Origin of the sequence: Pseudomonas sp. Leaf15 (assembly GCF_001421425.1) — a bacterium.
GTDB lineage: Bacteria > Pseudomonadota > Gammaproteobacteria > Pseudomonadales > Pseudomonadaceae > Aquipseudomonas > Aquipseudomonas salomonii.
The window spans coordinates 387,872-403,446 of record NZ_LMKI01000001.1; the positions used below are offsets into that span (position 1 = coordinate 387,872).

At 61.7% G+C, this 15,575-nt stretch carries 12 protein-coding genes; 3 read left to right on the forward strand and 9 right to left on the reverse strand.

The genetic code is table 11. The annotated features are described in order from the left end of the window. Positions 1–83 precede the first annotated feature (83 nt). A complete protein-coding gene (locus ASE80_RS01955) occupies positions 84–2,642 on the forward strand; it encodes a TonB-dependent receptor (protein ID WP_056857425.1) in 2,559 nt (852 codons plus the stop codon). A 286-nt stretch (positions 2,643–2,928) separates the two neighbouring features. Continuing rightward, complete coding sequence (locus tag ASE80_RS01960; RefSeq protein ID WP_056857426.1) at positions 2,929–3,828, forward strand: DMT family transporter; 900 nt, start codon at positions 2,929–2,931, stop codon at positions 3,826–3,828. A gap of 106 nt (positions 3,829–3,934) precedes the next feature. On the opposite strand, the gene ASE80_RS01965 is transcribed toward ASE80_RS01960, so the two are convergent. The 4 genes from ASE80_RS01965 to ASE80_RS01980 all read right to left on the reverse strand — a co-directional run bounded on the left by ASE80_RS01965 (position 3,935) and on the right by ASE80_RS01980 (position 7,428). Beyond that, the gene (locus ASE80_RS01965) at positions 3,935–5,152 is read right to left on the reverse strand and encodes a class I SAM-dependent methyltransferase (RefSeq protein WP_056857427.1); all 1,218 of its coding nucleotides are present in this window, start codon (positions 5,150–5,152) and stop codon (positions 3,935–3,937) included. A gap of 265 nt (positions 5,153–5,417) precedes the next feature. Further along, positions 5,418–6,035, reverse strand: a complete 618-nt coding sequence (locus tag ASE80_RS01970) for a TPM domain-containing protein (protein ID WP_056857428.1) — start codon at positions 6,033–6,035, stop codon at positions 5,418–5,420. Positions 6,036–6,066: 31 nt separating this feature from the next. Beyond that, on the reverse strand, positions 6,067–6,798 hold the full coding sequence (locus tag ASE80_RS31600; RefSeq protein ID WP_056857429.1) for a TPM domain-containing protein: 732 nt from the start codon (positions 6,796–6,798) through the stop codon (positions 6,067–6,069). An 18-nt stretch (positions 6,799–6,816) separates the two neighbouring features. Continuing rightward, positions 6,817–7,428, reverse strand: coding sequence for a LemA family protein (locus ASE80_RS01980; RefSeq protein WP_056857430.1), 612 nt, complete (start codon positions 7,426–7,428; stop codon positions 6,817–6,819). 241 nt (positions 7,429–7,669) lie between these two features. Between ASE80_RS01980 and bglX the strand changes: the two genes are divergently transcribed. Further along, positions 7,670–9,961 carry a beta-glucosidase BglX gene (gene bglX / locus ASE80_RS01985; protein WP_056857431.1) on the forward strand — a complete coding sequence of 764 codons (2,292 nt, stop codon included), beginning with the start codon at positions 7,670–7,672 and terminating at the stop codon, positions 9,959–9,961. A gap of 113 nt (positions 9,962–10,074) precedes the next feature. On the opposite strand, the gene ASE80_RS01990 is transcribed toward bglX, so the two are convergent. From ASE80_RS01990 to ASE80_RS02010, 5 genes are all read right to left on the reverse strand, one after another. Then, a complete protein-coding gene (locus ASE80_RS01990; RefSeq protein ID WP_056857432.1) occupies positions 10,075–11,232 on the reverse strand; it encodes a phospholipase D-like domain-containing protein in 1,158 nt (385 codons plus the stop codon). A gap of 1 nt (position 11,233) precedes the next feature. After that, entirely contained in the window at positions 11,234–11,815 is a 582-nt protein-coding gene (locus ASE80_RS01995) for a YceI family protein (protein WP_056857433.1), read from the reverse strand. Positions 11,816–12,001: 186 nt separating this feature from the next. Beyond that, positions 12,002–12,760 (reverse strand): IclR family transcriptional regulator, encoded by a 759-nt coding sequence (locus tag ASE80_RS02000; RefSeq protein WP_056857434.1) that lies wholly within the window; start codon positions 12,758–12,760, stop codon positions 12,002–12,004. Positions 12,761–12,824: 64 nt separating this feature from the next. Beyond that, on the reverse strand, positions 12,825–14,267 hold the full coding sequence (locus ASE80_RS02005; RefSeq protein ID WP_056857435.1) for an amidase: 1,443 nt from the start codon (positions 14,265–14,267) through the stop codon (positions 12,825–12,827). Next, positions 14,264–15,574 (reverse strand): citrate-proton symporter, encoded by a 1,311-nt coding sequence (locus ASE80_RS02010; protein ID WP_056857436.1) that lies wholly within the window; start codon positions 15,572–15,574, stop codon positions 14,264–14,266. Before ASE80_RS02010 ends, ASE80_RS02005 begins: the two co-directional genes overlap by 4 nt. Position 15,575: the final 1 nt, after the last annotated feature.

The following is a 15,575-nucleotide window of genomic DNA, read 5'->3' on the forward strand; positions in this document are numbered from 1 at the left end:
GGTTTTTTGCAGCTGCCCCGTCTTCCTCCCGACTGTGTTGGATACGCACACTTTTTTGGCTATTTAGCCGCCCGGGGGATTTCATGTTTCGCGCGCCTTGCCACGCTTCGCACCTGTTGCTTCGACCGACCCTGATTGCCACCTGCATGGCCTTGAGCCTCAGCGCCCAGGCCGAGTCGCTCAGGCTGCAACTGCCCGCCCAATCGCTGGCCACGTCCCTGAGCTTTGTCGCGCAGCAGGCGAAAATCCAGCTGTTGTTCGATGAGACACTGCTCAAGCACGTGCAGGCGCCGGCGCTCAACGGTGAATTCAGCCCGGAAGTGGCGATTCGCACGTTGCTGAAAAACGGCGAGTTCACCCTGATCAAAGTCGGCACCACCTACGTGGTGCGCCCCGACGAGGGCAAGACCACCCACAGCGGCGCCATCCAGCTCGATGCCCTCAGCGTGATCGGCACTGGTAACGAAGTCGACTCCAGCACCGTCAACCGCTCGACCATGACCCAGGCCGACATTGACCGCTACCAGTCCAACAACATTCCCAGCCTGTTGCAGACCTTGCCCGGTGTAAGCCAGGGCGGCTCGCTCAAGCCCGGCGGCCAGACCATCAATATCCGTGGTTTCGGCGACGCCGAAGACGTGCCGATGACCGTCGACGGCGCCACCAAAACCGGCTTTGAGCGCTACCAGCAAGGCACCGTGTTTATCGAGCCCGAGCTGATCAAGAGCATCGAGGTCGAGAAAGGCCCCAACTCGCCGTTCACCGGCAACGGCGGTTTTGGCGGTACGGTCAACATGACCACCAAGGACGCCCCGGACCTTTTGCAAGACGGTCGCAACAGCGGCGCGATGCTCAAATACGGCTACTCCAGCAACGACCACGAACAGATCTACAGCAGTGCCGTGTACGGCCGCACCGACGACGGCCGTTTCGACGCGCTGGCCTACCTGACCCAGCGCGATGGCGGCGACATGAAGGTGGCCGGCAAACTGCCCAACGACAACAACGAATACCCGGTCAACCCTCAGCGCCTGCCCAACAGCGCCCAGGATGTGGACGGCAAACTGTTCAAGGTCAACGCCCACTTCACCGAGGAGCACAGCGTTGGTCTGTCTTACTCACGCTCCCACAGCAACCGCTGGACGCCGTTCTCCGCTGCCAGCTACCCGACGCCGCCGACCCAGGCCAACATCGACCGCTACGGTTACGAAAACGCGCTGAAGCGTTTTCTAGCCCAGCGTGACACCACCGACACCACCTGGTCAGGCAAGTACGAATACACGCCGGTGAATAACCCGCTGATCGACCTGACCGTCAAATATTCCCAGTCCAACACCGACCAGACCGACGAACGCGACGCCACTGCGTTTTTCCAACTGGCCTCCGGCGGGCGCAAGATGGACACCGCCTACACCGACAAGAACCTCGACATCCGCAACGTCAGCCTGTTTGACACCGGCCCCTTGCAGCATGCGCTGACCGTCGGCGGGCAGATCCGCAAGCACATCCGCGAAACCGAGATGTGGATGCCCGGCACCACCTACAACACCGCGCGTTACAACTACGGGCACTTCCAGCCGGGCTTCATGCCCCACGGCAAGGTCGACACCAACAGTTTCTTTGTCCAGGACGCAGTCACCGTGGGCGACGTAACCATCACCCCGTCGCTGCGCTACGACCATGTGCGCAACCGTGGCGAAGGCAATGACGCGCCGTACTACAACAACCCGGACCCGTCCTACGGCCACGACTACAGCGACCGCACCTACACCGGCTGGTCGCCGCGCCTGGCGCTGTTCTGGAACGTCACGCCGAACCTGGGGCTGTTCGCCAACTGGAGCAAGACCTGGCGTGCGCCGGTGATCGACGAGCAATATGAAGTGCAAGGCCTGGGCAGCCGCACCGCCACCAGTGTCGACCTCGACCCGGAGCGCATCACCTCGATCACCCTGGGTGGCGTCACCAGCTTCGACAACCTGATCGCCCGGAACGATAACCTGCAAGTACGCGCCACCCTGTTCCACAACAAAGTCGAAGACGAAATCTTCAAGGCCACCGGCGTGGGTTGCCAGAACCAGGCCGTCAACGGCGGCACCATTGCCAACGCGTGCCCGCCTGGGGCGATGTCCAACTACCGCAACATCGGCGGCCTGACCATCAAGGGCTTTGAGCTCGAATCCTTCTACAACTCCACCTACCTGTTCGGCTCGGTGTCGTTCGCCTACGCCAAAGGTGAACACGAAGGCGCCTACACCAACCCATGGGGCCCGGATGTGCCGGCCCGCGATATTCCACCGACCAAATGGGTGCTGGTACTGGGCACCAATATCCCGGCCTGGGACGCCCAGGTGGGCTGGATGGGCCAGTTCATTGGCGCGACCGATCGCTTGCCGAGTGACAAATATTCCGGCGGCCCGGGCAGCAGTTTGGGCGACCTGTTCTACGACCAGTACGGCAACAAGGCCTACAACACCCAAGGCCTGTTCGCCAAATGGAAGCCGCAACAGGCGTACCTCAAGGGCACCGAGGTGAACTTCACCGTGGACAACCTGTTCAACAACAACTTCCGCCCGGCTTTGAGCGGTGATCGTGCCTACACCAAGGGCCGCGATGCGAAGGTCAGCATTACGCGGTTCTTCTAATAGACCAGGGTGACGCCATCGCAGGCAAGCCAGCTCCCACAGAAGATCTCGGTCAACCAGGCAATAGAGATCAACCCCAGGCAAGCCAGCTCCCACAGGAGATCTCGGTCCGCCAGGCAATAGAGATCCAATGTAGGAGCCGGGCTTGCCCGCGATGGCGGCGGCACTGCCTGCAGAGCGATTGGAACTGTACGGATAAATCTGCGACCAGCTGTAGGCCCTTAATCAGCGGGGGTTGTGGCTAGATGGGCTTCCCTTGAAGCCCTCCAGATTCGGGTCCCCACTCATGAGCTCGCGCGAAAACACCGGCATGGCCCTCGGCCTGCTGGGCGTCGTTATCTTCAGCCTGACATTGCCCTTCACCCGCATCGTGGTGCAGGAGATCCACCCCTTGCTCAACGGCCTTGGCCGGGCGCTATTCGCGGCGATCCCGGCAGCGGCGCTGTTGCTGTGGCGCCGAGAAAGCTGGCCAACCTGGCGCCAGGTGCGCGGGCTGAGCCTGGTCATCCTCGGTGTGATCCTTGGCTTCCCCGTGCTCTCGGCCTGGGCCATGCAAACCTTGCCGGCCTCCCATGGCGCGCTGGTCAACGGCCTGCAACCGCTGTGCGTGGCGTTGTACGCGGCGTGGCTGTCCCATGAGCGGCCGTCAAAAGCCTTCTGGGCCTGCGCGGCGTTGGGCAGTGCGTTGGTGTTGAGTTACGCGTTGATCACTGGCGCCGGCAGTATTCAAGTCGGGGATTTGTTGATGTTCGCAGCCATCGCCTTGGGCGGCCTGGGGTATGCCGAAGGCGGCCGGTTGGCCAAGGAGATGGGCGGCTGGCAAGTGATCTGCTGGGCGCTGGTGCTGTCGACGCCCGTATTGATCGGCCCGGTTTGGTACTTGGCAGCGCAGCACCAAGGCGCGATTTCCATGTGCACCTGGTGGGCGTTTGGGTATGTGTCGCTGTTCTCGCAGTTTTTGGGGTTCTTCGCCTGGTACGCCGGGCTGGCCATGGGCGGTATTGCGCGGGTCAGTCAGATTCAGCTGTTGCAGATCTTCTTCACCATCGCGTTTTCGGCGTTGTTCTTTGGTGAACATATCGAGCCGATTACCTGGGTGTTTGCGTGTGGGGTGATCGTGACGGTGATGCTCGGGCGCAAGACGGCGGTGCAGCCTGCACCGACCTCAAAGATGAATGCGATCTAAATGTGGGAGCGGGCTTGCTCGCGAAGGCGGTGCATCAGTCACCTGATAGGTTGGCTGACACTCCGCTTTCGCGAGCAAGCCCGCTCCCACATTTTGTTCCTGTTTTTCAGCCTAAATAACCATCCGCGCGCAGCAGGGTTTCCAGGCAGTGTTCGCTGATGTGGTAGAACGCCTTCAGCTCCTGGATTTTTTCCAACAGTTGCGCATTATCCACAGGCTCGGTGCGCTTGACCGCCAGAATCATCTTGTTCTTGTTGGTGTGTTCCAACGAGATGAACTCGAACACCTTGGTATCGTAGCCACAGGCCTCCAGGAACAGCGCACGCAAGCTGTCGGTGACCATTTCCGCCTGCTGGCCCAGGTGCAGGCCGTATTGCAGCATCGGCTTGAGCAACGGCGGGCTCTGGATCTGCAGGCGGATCTGTTTGTGGCAGCACGGCGAGCACATGATGATCGACGCACCGGAACGGATGCCGGTGTGGATCGCGTAGTCAGTGGCGATATCGCAGGCATGCAGGGCGATCATCACCTCCAGTTCGCTGGGTGCCACACTGCGCACATCACCGCACTTGAACACCAGCCCCGGATGCTCCAGGCGTGCGGCGGCGGTGTTGCACAGGGTCACCATGTCTTCACGCAATTCCACGCCCGTCACTTCGCCCTCGGCCTTGAGGGTGTTGCGCAGGTAATCGTGAATGGCGAACGTCAGGTAGCCCTTGCCCGAACCGAAATCCGCCACGCGCAGCGGTTGGTCTAGCTTCAACGGCGATGAGGTCAGCGCATGGCTGAACACTTCGATGAACTTGTTGATCTGCTTCCACTTGCGCGACATCGACGGGATCAGCGCCTGTTTGGCGTCGGTAACGCCCAGGTCGGCGAGGAAGGGCCGGCTCAGGTCGAGGAAGCGGTTTTTCTCGCGGTTATGCTCAGCCGAAGGCGCCTCGCGCAGTTGCTGCGACTTGCTTTTGAACAGCGAGCTTTTGTTCTTTTTGCTGTATTCCAGCTGGGCTTCGTCGGTCAGCGACAGCAGGTGCGCGTTCTTGAATGACGCCGGCAGCAACGCAGCAATCGCCGCCACGCCGTCGGCCAGCGGCAAGTTCTTGGTGATGTCGCGGGTCTTGTAGCGATAGACAAAGGACAGGCACGCCTGCTCCTTGACCACGACCTGCTTGATGATCAGCCGCTGCAACTCGGCCTCTTCACCGACGTACTTGGCCAGCACCAGCTTGATAAACGCGTTCTGCGCGAGGCTTGCGCTCAGCAGTTCGATGAACTGGGCGTGATGATCCGGCGCAGGGCTGGCAGGTTGAGCGGTGACGGACATGAACAAAAACGCCTCGGGCAAAGAATGCCGGGCATTTTAGGGGGGATGAAGGTTTAGGGCACGGGGTTATTTGATCAACGGTCCTTCAGCCGCCACAAATCAAATGGGGGAACCACTTTTCTCTGGGAGCTGGCTGGTATGGGAAATGGCTTGTGTGGGAGCTGGCTTGCCTGCGATGGCATCACCTGGGTTTTCTGATGGACCGAGGTGTCTGCATCGCAGGCAAGCCAGCTCCCACACAAGCCCGGCTCCCACAGAAAAGCAGCTATTCCAGCACGATCAAACGGTTAGGCAGCTCATTACGCGTCTGCGTCACCGGCACATGCACCTTCAGCAATTCACCACACGCTTCGATGCAGGCAATAAACCCCGCCAGCGTCTGCCCCTGCTTCACCTGCTGGGTGAACGCCTTGACGATCTCATCCCAACTGCCGTCATCCAGGTGTTTGGAAATACCGTCGTCCACCAGGATCTCCACATACCGCTCCGCCTCGCTGACAAAAATCAGCACGCCGGTGCTGCCCAGCGTGTGGTGCAGGTTTTGCTCCAGGAACTGTCGCCGCGCCAGGTTCGATGCACGCCAGTGGCGTACCGAACGCGGAATCAGGCGGGTGGTGACCTTGGGCAGGCGAAACACCAGGCACAACACAATGAAGGTCGCCCATTGCGCCAACAGCAAGGTGTACATGGTCAGGTAGCCCGACAGGTAGTGCACGATGCCAGGCACCACCAAGGCGATCAGGCTGGCCCACAGCAGCGGGATATAGGCGTAATCATCCGCACGCGCGGCCAGCACGGTGACCAGTTCGGCGTCGGTGGTTTTCTCGACGCGGGCAATCGCTTCGGCGACTTGGCGCTGCTCGTGTTCAGTCAGTAATGCCATGGTTATGCATGCTCTGTTCTAGTTATTGTCATTACCAGCCACCTGAGGCACCACCGCCGCCAAAACCACCGCCGCCGCCTCTAAAGCCACCGCCACAGCCGCCTCCCCCACCGCCGCCGCGTCCACTGCTGCTGAGAATCGCCAGCAGGATCGCCCCCACGGGCAACCCCAGCCGATTGCACAGCCACAACACGCCGATCAGCAGGATGAACAGACCGATGGAAAGCCCCGGATTATCCGTGGCAAAATTCGCATCCGCCACATGGGCCGGCACCGCCAGCGGCTCGCCGCCCACCACCTGAATCATGGCCGCGACACCGTCGCTGATGCCCTGGCTGTAATTGCCGGCCTTGAACTTGGGCGCGATCACCTGGTTGATGATCACCCACGACTGCGCATCGGTCAGCACGCCTTCAAGGCCATAACCGACTTCGATGCGCAATTTGCGCTCATCACGGGCGACGATCAACAGCGCGCCATTGTCCTTGCCCTTCTGGCCGATGCCCCACTGGCGGCCCAATTGATAACCGTAGTCCTCAATGGACACGCCCTGCAGGTCAGGCACGGTGACCACCACGAGCTGGTCGCCCGAGGTTTGCTCCAGCGCCTGCAATTGCTGGGTCAGCTGCGCACGTACCGCCGGGTCGATCATCTGCGCGGTGTCCACCACCCGCCCGGTCAAGGCCGGGAAGGTCAGCGCCGCCTGGGCCACGCCCACGCAGGCCAGCAGCCACAGCGCCAAGCCTATCCGTAATAAACGCATCGACACCTCAGAGAAGCCTTATTTGAACTTCACTTGCGGCGCTTTACCGGCGTCGGCACTGGTGGCCTCAAACGTGGCGCGGATCGGTAAGTCGCTGTACATCACGCTGTGCCACAGGCGACCCGGGAAGGTGCGGATCTCGGTGTTGTAGGCCTGCACCGCCTGGATAAAGTCGCGACGGGCCACGGCGATACGGTTTTCGGTGCCTTCAAGCTGAGACTGCAACGCCAGGAAGTTCTGGTTGGCTTTGAGGTCCGGGTAGCGCTCGGACACCACCATCAAACGGCTAAGCGCGCCGCTCAGGCCATCCTGGGCTTGCTGGAACTGCTTGAGTTTTTCCGGGTTGTCGAGGGTGCTGGCATCCACCTGAATCGAGGTGGCCTTGGCCCGCGCCTCAATCACAGCGGTGAGGGTGTCTTGCTCATGGGCCGCATAGCCCTTGACCACTTCCACCAGGTTGGGAATCAGGTCGGCGCGGCGTTGGTACTGATTCTGCACCTGGCCCCAGGCGGCCTTGGCCTGTTCGTCCAGGGTCGGAATGGTGTTGATGCCGCAACCGCTCAGCACTGTGCTGATCAATAGCAAAGCCGCGGCCTTGAAGCCCCAGCGGTAATGTTGTGCTGCTTGCATAGTGTTTCTCCTGCCCAATCTGAATGGAATGTGACGACTAACCCTATACACCGCGCGCTTGGGGCATAATCCGCCATCACTGGATTGCGTCGAGCCAATCAGCTAAAAAGATGCCCAGCGCGAATAAGAGTTCACAAGTGTGGTGCATTAAGTGCAATAACACTCGAACAACAACATAGGTTCCCCCACATTTTGGCAGACCAGCGCATTTTCGCTGTGCAGTAGCCGAAAAAGGATATTCATGAAAAAGCTGTGTTTGCTCGGCCTTGTTGCCACTCTGGCCAGTCACCCCGTATGGGCAGAAACAAAGCCTGCTGCGCTTAAAGACAAGGACGCCTTCGTCAGCGACCTGCTCAAGCAGATGACCCTGGATGAAAAGATCGGCCAATTGCGCCTGATCAGCATCGGCCCGGAGATGCCCCGCGAGCTGATCCGCAAGGAAATCGCCGCCGGGCGCATTGGCGGCACGTTCAACTCGATCACCCGCCCGGAAAACCGTCCGATGCAGGACGCGGCCATGCGCAGCCGGTTGAAGATACCGATGTTCTTCGCCTACGACGTGATCCACGGCCACCGCACGATTTTCCCGATCAGCCTGGCCCTGGCCTCCAGCTGGGACATGGACGCGATCGGCCGCTCCGGGCGCATCGCCGCCCAGGAAGCCGCCGCCGACAGCCTCGACATCACCTTTGCGCCGATGGTCGACATCTCCCGCGACCCACGCTGGGGCCGCACCTCCGAAGGTTTTGGTGAAGACACCTACCTGGTCTCGCGCATTGCCGAAGTGATGGTCAAGGCGTTCCAGGGCGTAAGCCCGGCAAATGCCGACAGCATCATGGCCAGCGTCAAGCACTTCGCCCTGTATGGCGCGGTGGAAGGCGGTCGCGACTACAACGTGGTCGACATGAGCCCGGTCAAGATGTACCAGGACTACCTGCCGCCGTACCACGCGGCGATCAAGGCCGGTTCCGGCGGCGTGATGGTGGCGCTCAACTCCATCAACGGCGTGCCGGCCACCGCCAACACCTGGCTGATGAACGACCTGCTGCGCAAGGACTGGGGCTTCAAAGGCCTGGCCGTGAGCGACCATGGCGCGATCTTTGAGCTGATCAAGCACGGCGTGGCCAAGGACGGGCGTGAGGCTGCCAAGCTGGCGATCAAGGCCGGCATCGACATGAGCATGAACGACTCGCTGTATGGCAAGGAATTGCCTGGGTTGCTCAAGTCCGGCGAAATCGAGCAAAGCGACATCGACAATGCGGTGCGCGAAGTGCTCGGCGCCAAGTACGACATGGGCCTGTTCAAAGACCCGTACCTGCGCATCGGCAAGGCCGAAGACGACCCGGCCGACACCTATGCCGACAGCCGCCTGCACCGCAGCGATGCGCGCGATATCGCCCGCCGCAGCCAGGTCTTGCTGAAAAACCACAACAACACCCTGCCGCTGAAAAAATCCGCGACCATCGCGCTGGTCGGCCCGCTGGCCAAGGCACCGATCGACATGATGGGCAGTTGGGCGGCTGCCGGTAAACCTGAGCAATCGGTCACGCTGCTGGACGGCATGAACGCTGTCATCGGCGACAAAGGCAAAATCATCTACGCCCGTGGCGCCAACATCACCAATGACAAGGCCGTGGTCGACTATCTCAACTTCCTCAACTTCGATGCGCCGGAAGTGGTCGATGACACCCGCCCAGCCCAGGTGATGATCGACGAAGCGGTCAAGGCCGCCAAGGCAGCCGACGTAGTGGTCGCCGCCGTGGGCGAGTCCCGTGGCATGTCCCACGAGTCTTCCAGCCGCACCGACCTGAACATCCCGCAAAGCCAGCGCGACCTGATCAAGGCGCTCAAAGCCACCGGCAAACCGCTGGTATTGGTGCTGATGAACGGCCGCCCGCTGTCGATTGTGGATGAAAACAAAGAGGCTGACGCGATCCTGGAAACCTGGTTTGCCGGCACTGAAGGCGGCAACGCCATCGCCGACGTGCTGTTCGGTGACTACAACCCATCGGGCAAGCTGCCGATCACCTTCCCGCGGTCGGTGGGGCAGATTCCAACCTACTACAACCACCTGAGCATCGGCCGGCCGTTCACCCCAGGCAAGCCGGGCAACTACACCTCGCAGTACTTCGATGACGTTACCGGGCCGCTGTTCCCGTTCGGCTATGGCCTGAGCTACAGCACGTTCAGCCTGTCGGACATGGCGCTGTCGTCCACCACCCTGAACAAGACCGGCAAGCTCGACGCCAGCGTCACGGTGAAGAACACCGGCAAGGTCGATGGCGAAACCGTGGTGCAGTTGTATATCCAGGACGTGGCCGGCTCGATGATCCGCCCGGTCAAGGAGCTGAAAAACTTCCAGAAGGTCATGCTCAAGGCCGGTGAAGAACGCACCTTGCACTTCACCATCACCGAAGAAGACTTGAAGTTCTACAACACCCAGCTCAAGTTCGCGGCGGAACCGGGCGAGTTCAATGTGCAGATCGGGTTGGATTCCCAGGATGTGCAGCAGCAGACGTTTGAACTGCTCTGATGATCGTTCCCACGCTCCGCGTGGGAATGCAGCTCGGGACGCTCCGCGTCCCACAGCGTGACGCGGAGCGTCACAAGAGGCATTCCCACGCAGAGCGTGGGAATGATCACGTGTCAGCCGCGCCTATCCAGCAGGTTAACCACCAACCGATCAATCCAGCCCCACACCCGCTGCTTCACCCGCCGCCACAACGGCCGCGCCTTCCACGCCGCCAGGCTCACCGCCTGGCTCTGGGCAAAATCACGCTCGAAACTGCCCGCCACCGCTGCCGTCAACTCGGGGTCCAGCGCTTCGAGGTTGGCCTCCAGGTTGAAGCGCAAATTCCAGTGGTCGAAATTGCACGAGCCAACGCTTACCCAGTCGTCCACCAGCACCATTTTCAGGTGCAAAAAGCACGGTTGGTATTCAAAGATCTGCACGCCTGCGCGCAACAGCCGTGGGTAATAACGGTGCCCGGCGTAGCGCACTGAAGGGTGATCGGTGCGCGGGCCGGTCAGCAATAAACGCACATCCACGCCACGCCCGGCTGCGCGGCGCAACGCACGGCGCACGCTCCAGGTCGGTAGAAAATACGGGGTGGCCAGCCAGATGCGCGTCTTGCTGCTGTTCAGCGCGCGGATCAGCGACTGCAAAATATCGCGGTGTTGACGGGCGTCGGCATACGCCACGCGCCCCAGGCCAGGCCCGGTGGCCGGCACCTTGGGCAAGCGCGGCAAACCGAAATGGGTGGCGGGTTTCCACTCGCGGCGCGCCGCGTTGGCGTGCCATTGCCGGTCGAACAACGCCTGCCAGTCCAGCACCAGCGGGCCGCTGATCTGCACCATCACTTCATGCCAGTCGGCGGTGTCTTGCCCGGGCGTCCAGAACTCATCGGTAACGCCCGTGCCGCCGACCACGGCGATGCCCTGATCGATCAGCAACAGTTTGCGATGGTCGCGGTACAGGTTACGCATCCAACGGCGCCAGCTCAGGCGATTGTAGAAGCGCAGTTGCACGCCCGCGTCGGTGAGGCGCTTACGCAGGCCCAGCGTGAAGGCCAGGCTGCCGTAATCATCAAACAGGCAGCGCACCTGCACGCCGCGCTCGGCGGCTTGCACCAACGCTTGCACCATGGCTTCAGCGCAAGCACCCGCCTCCACCAGGTACAACTCCAGATCGACCTGGCGCTCGGCCCGGGCAATGCCCACCAGCATCTGCGGGAAGAAACTCGGGCCGTCGATCAGCAACTCGAATCGGTTGGCGCTGCGCCACGGGAACACTGCGCCACTCATGTCAGCGCGCCGTGAAAATCAGCACCGCACCGACCGGCACCGACAAACTGATCGACGCCAAGCCGGCCGCCTTGCGCAGTGCGGCCACACCCGGCACCAAATCGAAATCCTCGGCATGCAGCACCACAGGTTCCAGGGTTACCACCTGGAAGCGTCGGTCATCCAGGCGTGTGGCGAGCAGTTCGGCGCTGTAGGTTTGGGTCTTGCCGCGCAGGGTCACCGACAACGGCAGGCGCAACTCGATTTGCGCGCCCGGGGCCAGGTCGTTGATGGGTTGCAGGTTGATCTGCGCGCTGATCAGCGCTTCGGGGAAGGCCTTGATCTGGAACAGGTCATTGCGCATGCGCTCATCGCGCAGCGGAATGCCGCTGTTGATCGACTCCATCTCGACCTCAAGCTGCGCCGCGCCTTTGCTGTCGACCTTGCCGTGCAACACCAGGAAGCGATGCACCTCGGCAATCTCGGTGTTCTTGGTGGTGACGAACGACAGGCGCGAGGATTCGTTATCCAGGTACCAGTCGGCATGGGCAGGCAAGGCGGCCGCCGTCAGCAGGGCGAAGGCCAGAGGTTTGACATTGAACATAGAAACTCGAGGGGCAAAAAACCTGCACGAACCTTAAGCGCAATCTCACAAGCGGCGCAAATCCAATGTGGGAGCTGGGTATCTGCACAATTTTTCAAGGCAGCCAAACCCCTGTGGCAACAGTGAAGGTGACTGACCTGCCGCTATCGCAGGCAAGCCAGCTCCCACAGGGTTCGGTGGCTGCCTTCAGATCAACGCCCGCTGCACATCGCGCACCGTCGCTTCCAGGCTGGCCATGTGCAGGTTCAATACGCGTTCCACCGGCGCCTGATGCATCGGCCAGTGCAACGCCATGCTGCCCACCAGTCGCCCATTGGCCTGCACCGGCAAGGCCACCGCGCGAATCAGAAACGGCAGGCGCACCGGGTATTCCCAATAGCCTTCAGTACGCTGGCCAAACCCCTGGTGCTGGGTTTGCTCGCAGGTATGCACCTGCTCGTCCGCGGCGACATGATCGCGGCCCGCCAGACGCTGCACCTCCTCAACCGGTAATTGCGTCAGGCACGCCTTGCCCATCGCCGAGTGAAACAGGCTGGCGTGCAGGCCGACGATCTGGCAGTTATTGGGGTACAACTTGCGCAACACACTGGGGATCGCGCTTTCCATGACCTCCAGGCGCTCGCCATCAAAGCAGGACAGATCCACCACCAGCCCGGTGCGCTCGCTGAGTTCCAGCAGCCAGGGCGCGGCGCTTTCCACCACTTGGCGCTTGAAACGTTGCTGGGTGTCGCCGAACAACCGTTGGGCGCGCAGGCGGTAACGGCGGTCACTGAGGCCGCGATAGACCCAACCCTGTTCCTGCAAGGTCAGCAACATGCGCGACACCGTAGCCTTGGGCAAGCGTGTGAGGTAGTGCAACTCCTCCAACCCCAAGGCCTGGTGTTCGCCGAGCAGTTCGACGATGGCGAGTGCGCGCTCAACCGACCGTACCGTGCCTGTCTCCATGTTCGATCTCCCTGTTGCCGGTGGATGATCATTTTTCACAGCAAGATACAGGCCCGATCGCAGGTCAACTCATCGATTCAAGGCACGCAGGCGGGCGACGCTTTACCCAGTGCGTCAGCTGTTCATGGGCATAGGCCAACTGCAAAACCGCCCGGTCCGCCTGGGCCGGGCCGATAATCTGCAGGCCCATGGGCAAGCCTTGAGGATTGAAGCCCACCGGAATATTCATGCTCGGCAAACCGGCCAATGTAGGGCCGATCACCACCTCCATCCAGCGGTGATAAGTGTCCATTTCGCGCCCACCCACACGGCGCGGCCACGCCTGCTGTGCATCAAAAGGGAACACTTGGGCGGTGGGCAACAGCAGGAAATCGTAACGTTCAAACAGCTTGGCGAGGGCGCGATACCACTCGCTGCGGTCCACCGACGCTTGATACACCTGCTGCGCACTCAAGCCCAGGCCGCCCTCCACTTCCCATTGCGCCTCAGGCTTGAGCAACGCGCGTTTTTGCGGGTTGGCATAGGCCGCGCCGAGGTTGCCGTGCACCAGCCAGTGGCGATGCACCAACCAGCAGCGCCACAGGCGCGCCAGGGAAAATACCGGCTGGCAGCTTTCCACCTCGCAGCCCAATGCGGCGAAATCGCCAAGGGCCGATTCGCACAGGCTCATCACACCCTCGTCCATCGGCAAGTAGCCGTTGTAGTCACCCAACCAGCCCAGGCGGGCGCCTTTGAAGTCGCGCTGCAACGGCTGGCCGAACACCGACGGATCGTCCCTGGATGACAACGGCACCCGCGGGTCGTAACCGGCCTGAATGCTCAATAACTTCGCCACATCCGTGACGCTGCGGCCCATTGGGCCTTCGGTGCCCAGTTGCTGCACAAACAATTCCGGCGCCGGCCCGTGGGGTACACGCCCCTGTGAAGGGCGCAAACCAAACACGTTATTGAACGCCGCCGGGTTGCGCAGCGAGCCCATCATGTCGCTGCCATCGGCCACCGGCAGCATGCGCAACGCCAGCGCCACCGCCGCCCCGCCGCTGCTGCCGCCGGCCACCCGGCTTGGGTCATAGGCATTGCCGGTGGTGCCGAACAGCGTGTTGTAGGTCTGCGAGCCGAGGCCGAACTCCGGCACGTTGGTCTTGCCGATGATGATCGCGCCACTGGCCCGCACCCGCGCCACGCTGATCGCATCTTCAGTGGGCACATGCTCGGCGAACAACGGCGAGCCGAGCGTGGTGCGCAAACCGTTGGTGGCCGCCAAATCCTTGATCGCCTGAGGCATGCCGTGCATCCAGCCACGGGACTTGCCCTGGTCCAGTTCGCGATCACAGGCGCGGGCTTCGGCCAGCACTTCATCGGCATCACGCAACGACACCAGCGCATTCACACGCGGGTTAAAACGCTGGATCTGCGCCAGGTACTCGCCCATCACGTCTTCACACGACACCTGCCGCGCATGGATCGCTTGCGACAGCTGCGTGGCATCCCAATCAATACTGCTCAAGGCTTCACCTCGTTGGAAAAGGGCAGCAGTTTCTTCGCCCGTGGGGCTTCGTGCATGCAGTAAGTGCCCATCAACGTCAGCACGCAAGCGAACAATACATAAAACGATGGCGCCACTGGCGTACCGAGCACTTTGGTCAGCCAGGTCACGATCAACGGTGCGAAGCCGCCGAACACCATGACGGCGACGTTATAGGCCACCGACACACCCGTGGACCTCACCTCAATCGGAAACTGCTCGGCCAGCGCCGTCGGTGCCGGGCCGAAAAAGCCGCCGATGGCCGTGCACAGCAGCACTTGCATCACCAGCAAGCGCTCGATGGACGGCGCCGCGGCCACCCACACATACAGCGGGTAAACCATCACGAAGAATGCCAGGGTGAAAGCCATCAACACTGGCCGCCGCCCCATACGGTCCGAGAGTATGCCGGACAGCGGAATCACCACGGTCATCAGCGCCACCGCAAACATCTGCACCATCAGCACCTGGTCCAGCGGCAAGCCGAGGCTTTTGTGCGCGAAGGTCGGCATATTCACCAGCACCACATAGAACGACACTGTCGCGCCGCAGGCCAAGCCCATGGAGACGAGGATGCTGCGCCGATGCTCACGCAGCACATCCATCAGGCTCGGCGCCGGGCCGGTGGCCTGTTTGCGTGCCTGGATAAATTCTTCCGGGTCTTCCAGGTGCCGGCGAATCCACAACCCCACCGGGCCGATCAGCAAGCCCAGCACAAACGGCACACGCCAGCCCCACAGGTCGAGGGTTTCGGGCGAAAAGAAGTGCGTGACCAGCGCCACCATCGCCGCGCCGCCGAACACCGCCAGGCATTGCCCCACCAACTGCCACGAGCCATACAAGCCCTTGCGATGGGCCGGCGCGCTTTCCACCAGAAACGCCGTGGCGCTCGCGTATTCACCGCCGGTGGCAAAGCCCTGAAGCATGCGCGCCACCACAATCAGCAACGGCGCGCCCATGCCGATGGCGGCGTAATTGGGCGCGAAGGCGATCAACGCGATAGACACGGTCATCAGCCGGATAATCAACTGCATCGCGGCCTTGCGGCCTTTGCGGTCAGCGTAAATGCCCAGCAGGATGCCGCCCACCGGGCGCATGAAAAAGCCCACGCCGAAGGTGGCCAGTGCCATCAGCAGCGAGGCATATTCATCCTGCGACGGAAAGAATTGGCGGGCGATGATGCTGGCCAGAAAGCCGTAAACGATAAAGTCATACCATTCCAGCGCATTGCCGATCACAGCCGCCACCACCTGGCGGGTGCGGGAAACGCCTGCGTGTGCAGTCTGCATG

What these genes read in the sequence shown, in the direction of transcription:
- ASE80_RS02010 (WP_056857436.1), bottom strand. Translation starts at nt 15,574, where the DNA reads ATGCAGACTGCACACGCAGGCGTTTCCCGCACCCGCCAGGTGGTGGCG.
- ASE80_RS01960 (WP_056857426.1), top strand. Translation starts at nt 2,929, where the DNA reads ATGAGCTCGCGCGAAAACACCGGCATGGCCCTCGGCCTGCTGGGCGTC.
- bglX (WP_056857431.1), top strand. Translation starts at nt 7,670, where the DNA reads ATGAAAAAGCTGTGTTTGCTCGGCCTTGTTGCCACTCTGGCCAGTCAC.
- ASE80_RS01995 (WP_056857433.1), bottom strand. Translation starts at nt 11,815, where the DNA reads ATGTTCAATGTCAAACCTCTGGCCTTCGCCCTGCTGACGGCGGCCGCC.
- ASE80_RS01965 (WP_056857427.1), bottom strand. Translation starts at nt 5,152, where the DNA reads ATGTCCGTCACCGCTCAACCTGCCAGCCCTGCGCCGGATCATCACGCC.
- ASE80_RS01990 (WP_056857432.1), bottom strand. Translation starts at nt 11,232, where the DNA reads ATGAGTGGCGCAGTGTTCCCGTGGCGCAGCGCCAACCGATTCGAGTTG.
- ASE80_RS01980 (WP_056857430.1), bottom strand. Translation starts at nt 7,428, where the DNA reads ATGCAAGCAGCACAACATTACCGCTGGGGCTTCAAGGCCGCGGCTTTG.
- ASE80_RS01955 (WP_056857425.1), top strand. Translation starts at nt 84, where the DNA reads ATGTTTCGCGCGCCTTGCCACGCTTCGCACCTGTTGCTTCGACCGACC.
- ASE80_RS02000 (WP_056857434.1), bottom strand. Translation starts at nt 12,760, where the DNA reads ATGGAGACAGGCACGGTACGGTCGGTTGAGCGCGCACTCGCCATCGTC.
- ASE80_RS31600 (WP_056857429.1), bottom strand. Translation starts at nt 6,798, where the DNA reads ATGCGTTTATTACGGATAGGCTTGGCGCTGTGGCTGCTGGCCTGCGTG.
- ASE80_RS01970 (WP_056857428.1), bottom strand. Translation starts at nt 6,035, where the DNA reads ATGGCATTACTGACTGAACACGAGCAGCGCCAAGTCGCCGAAGCGATT.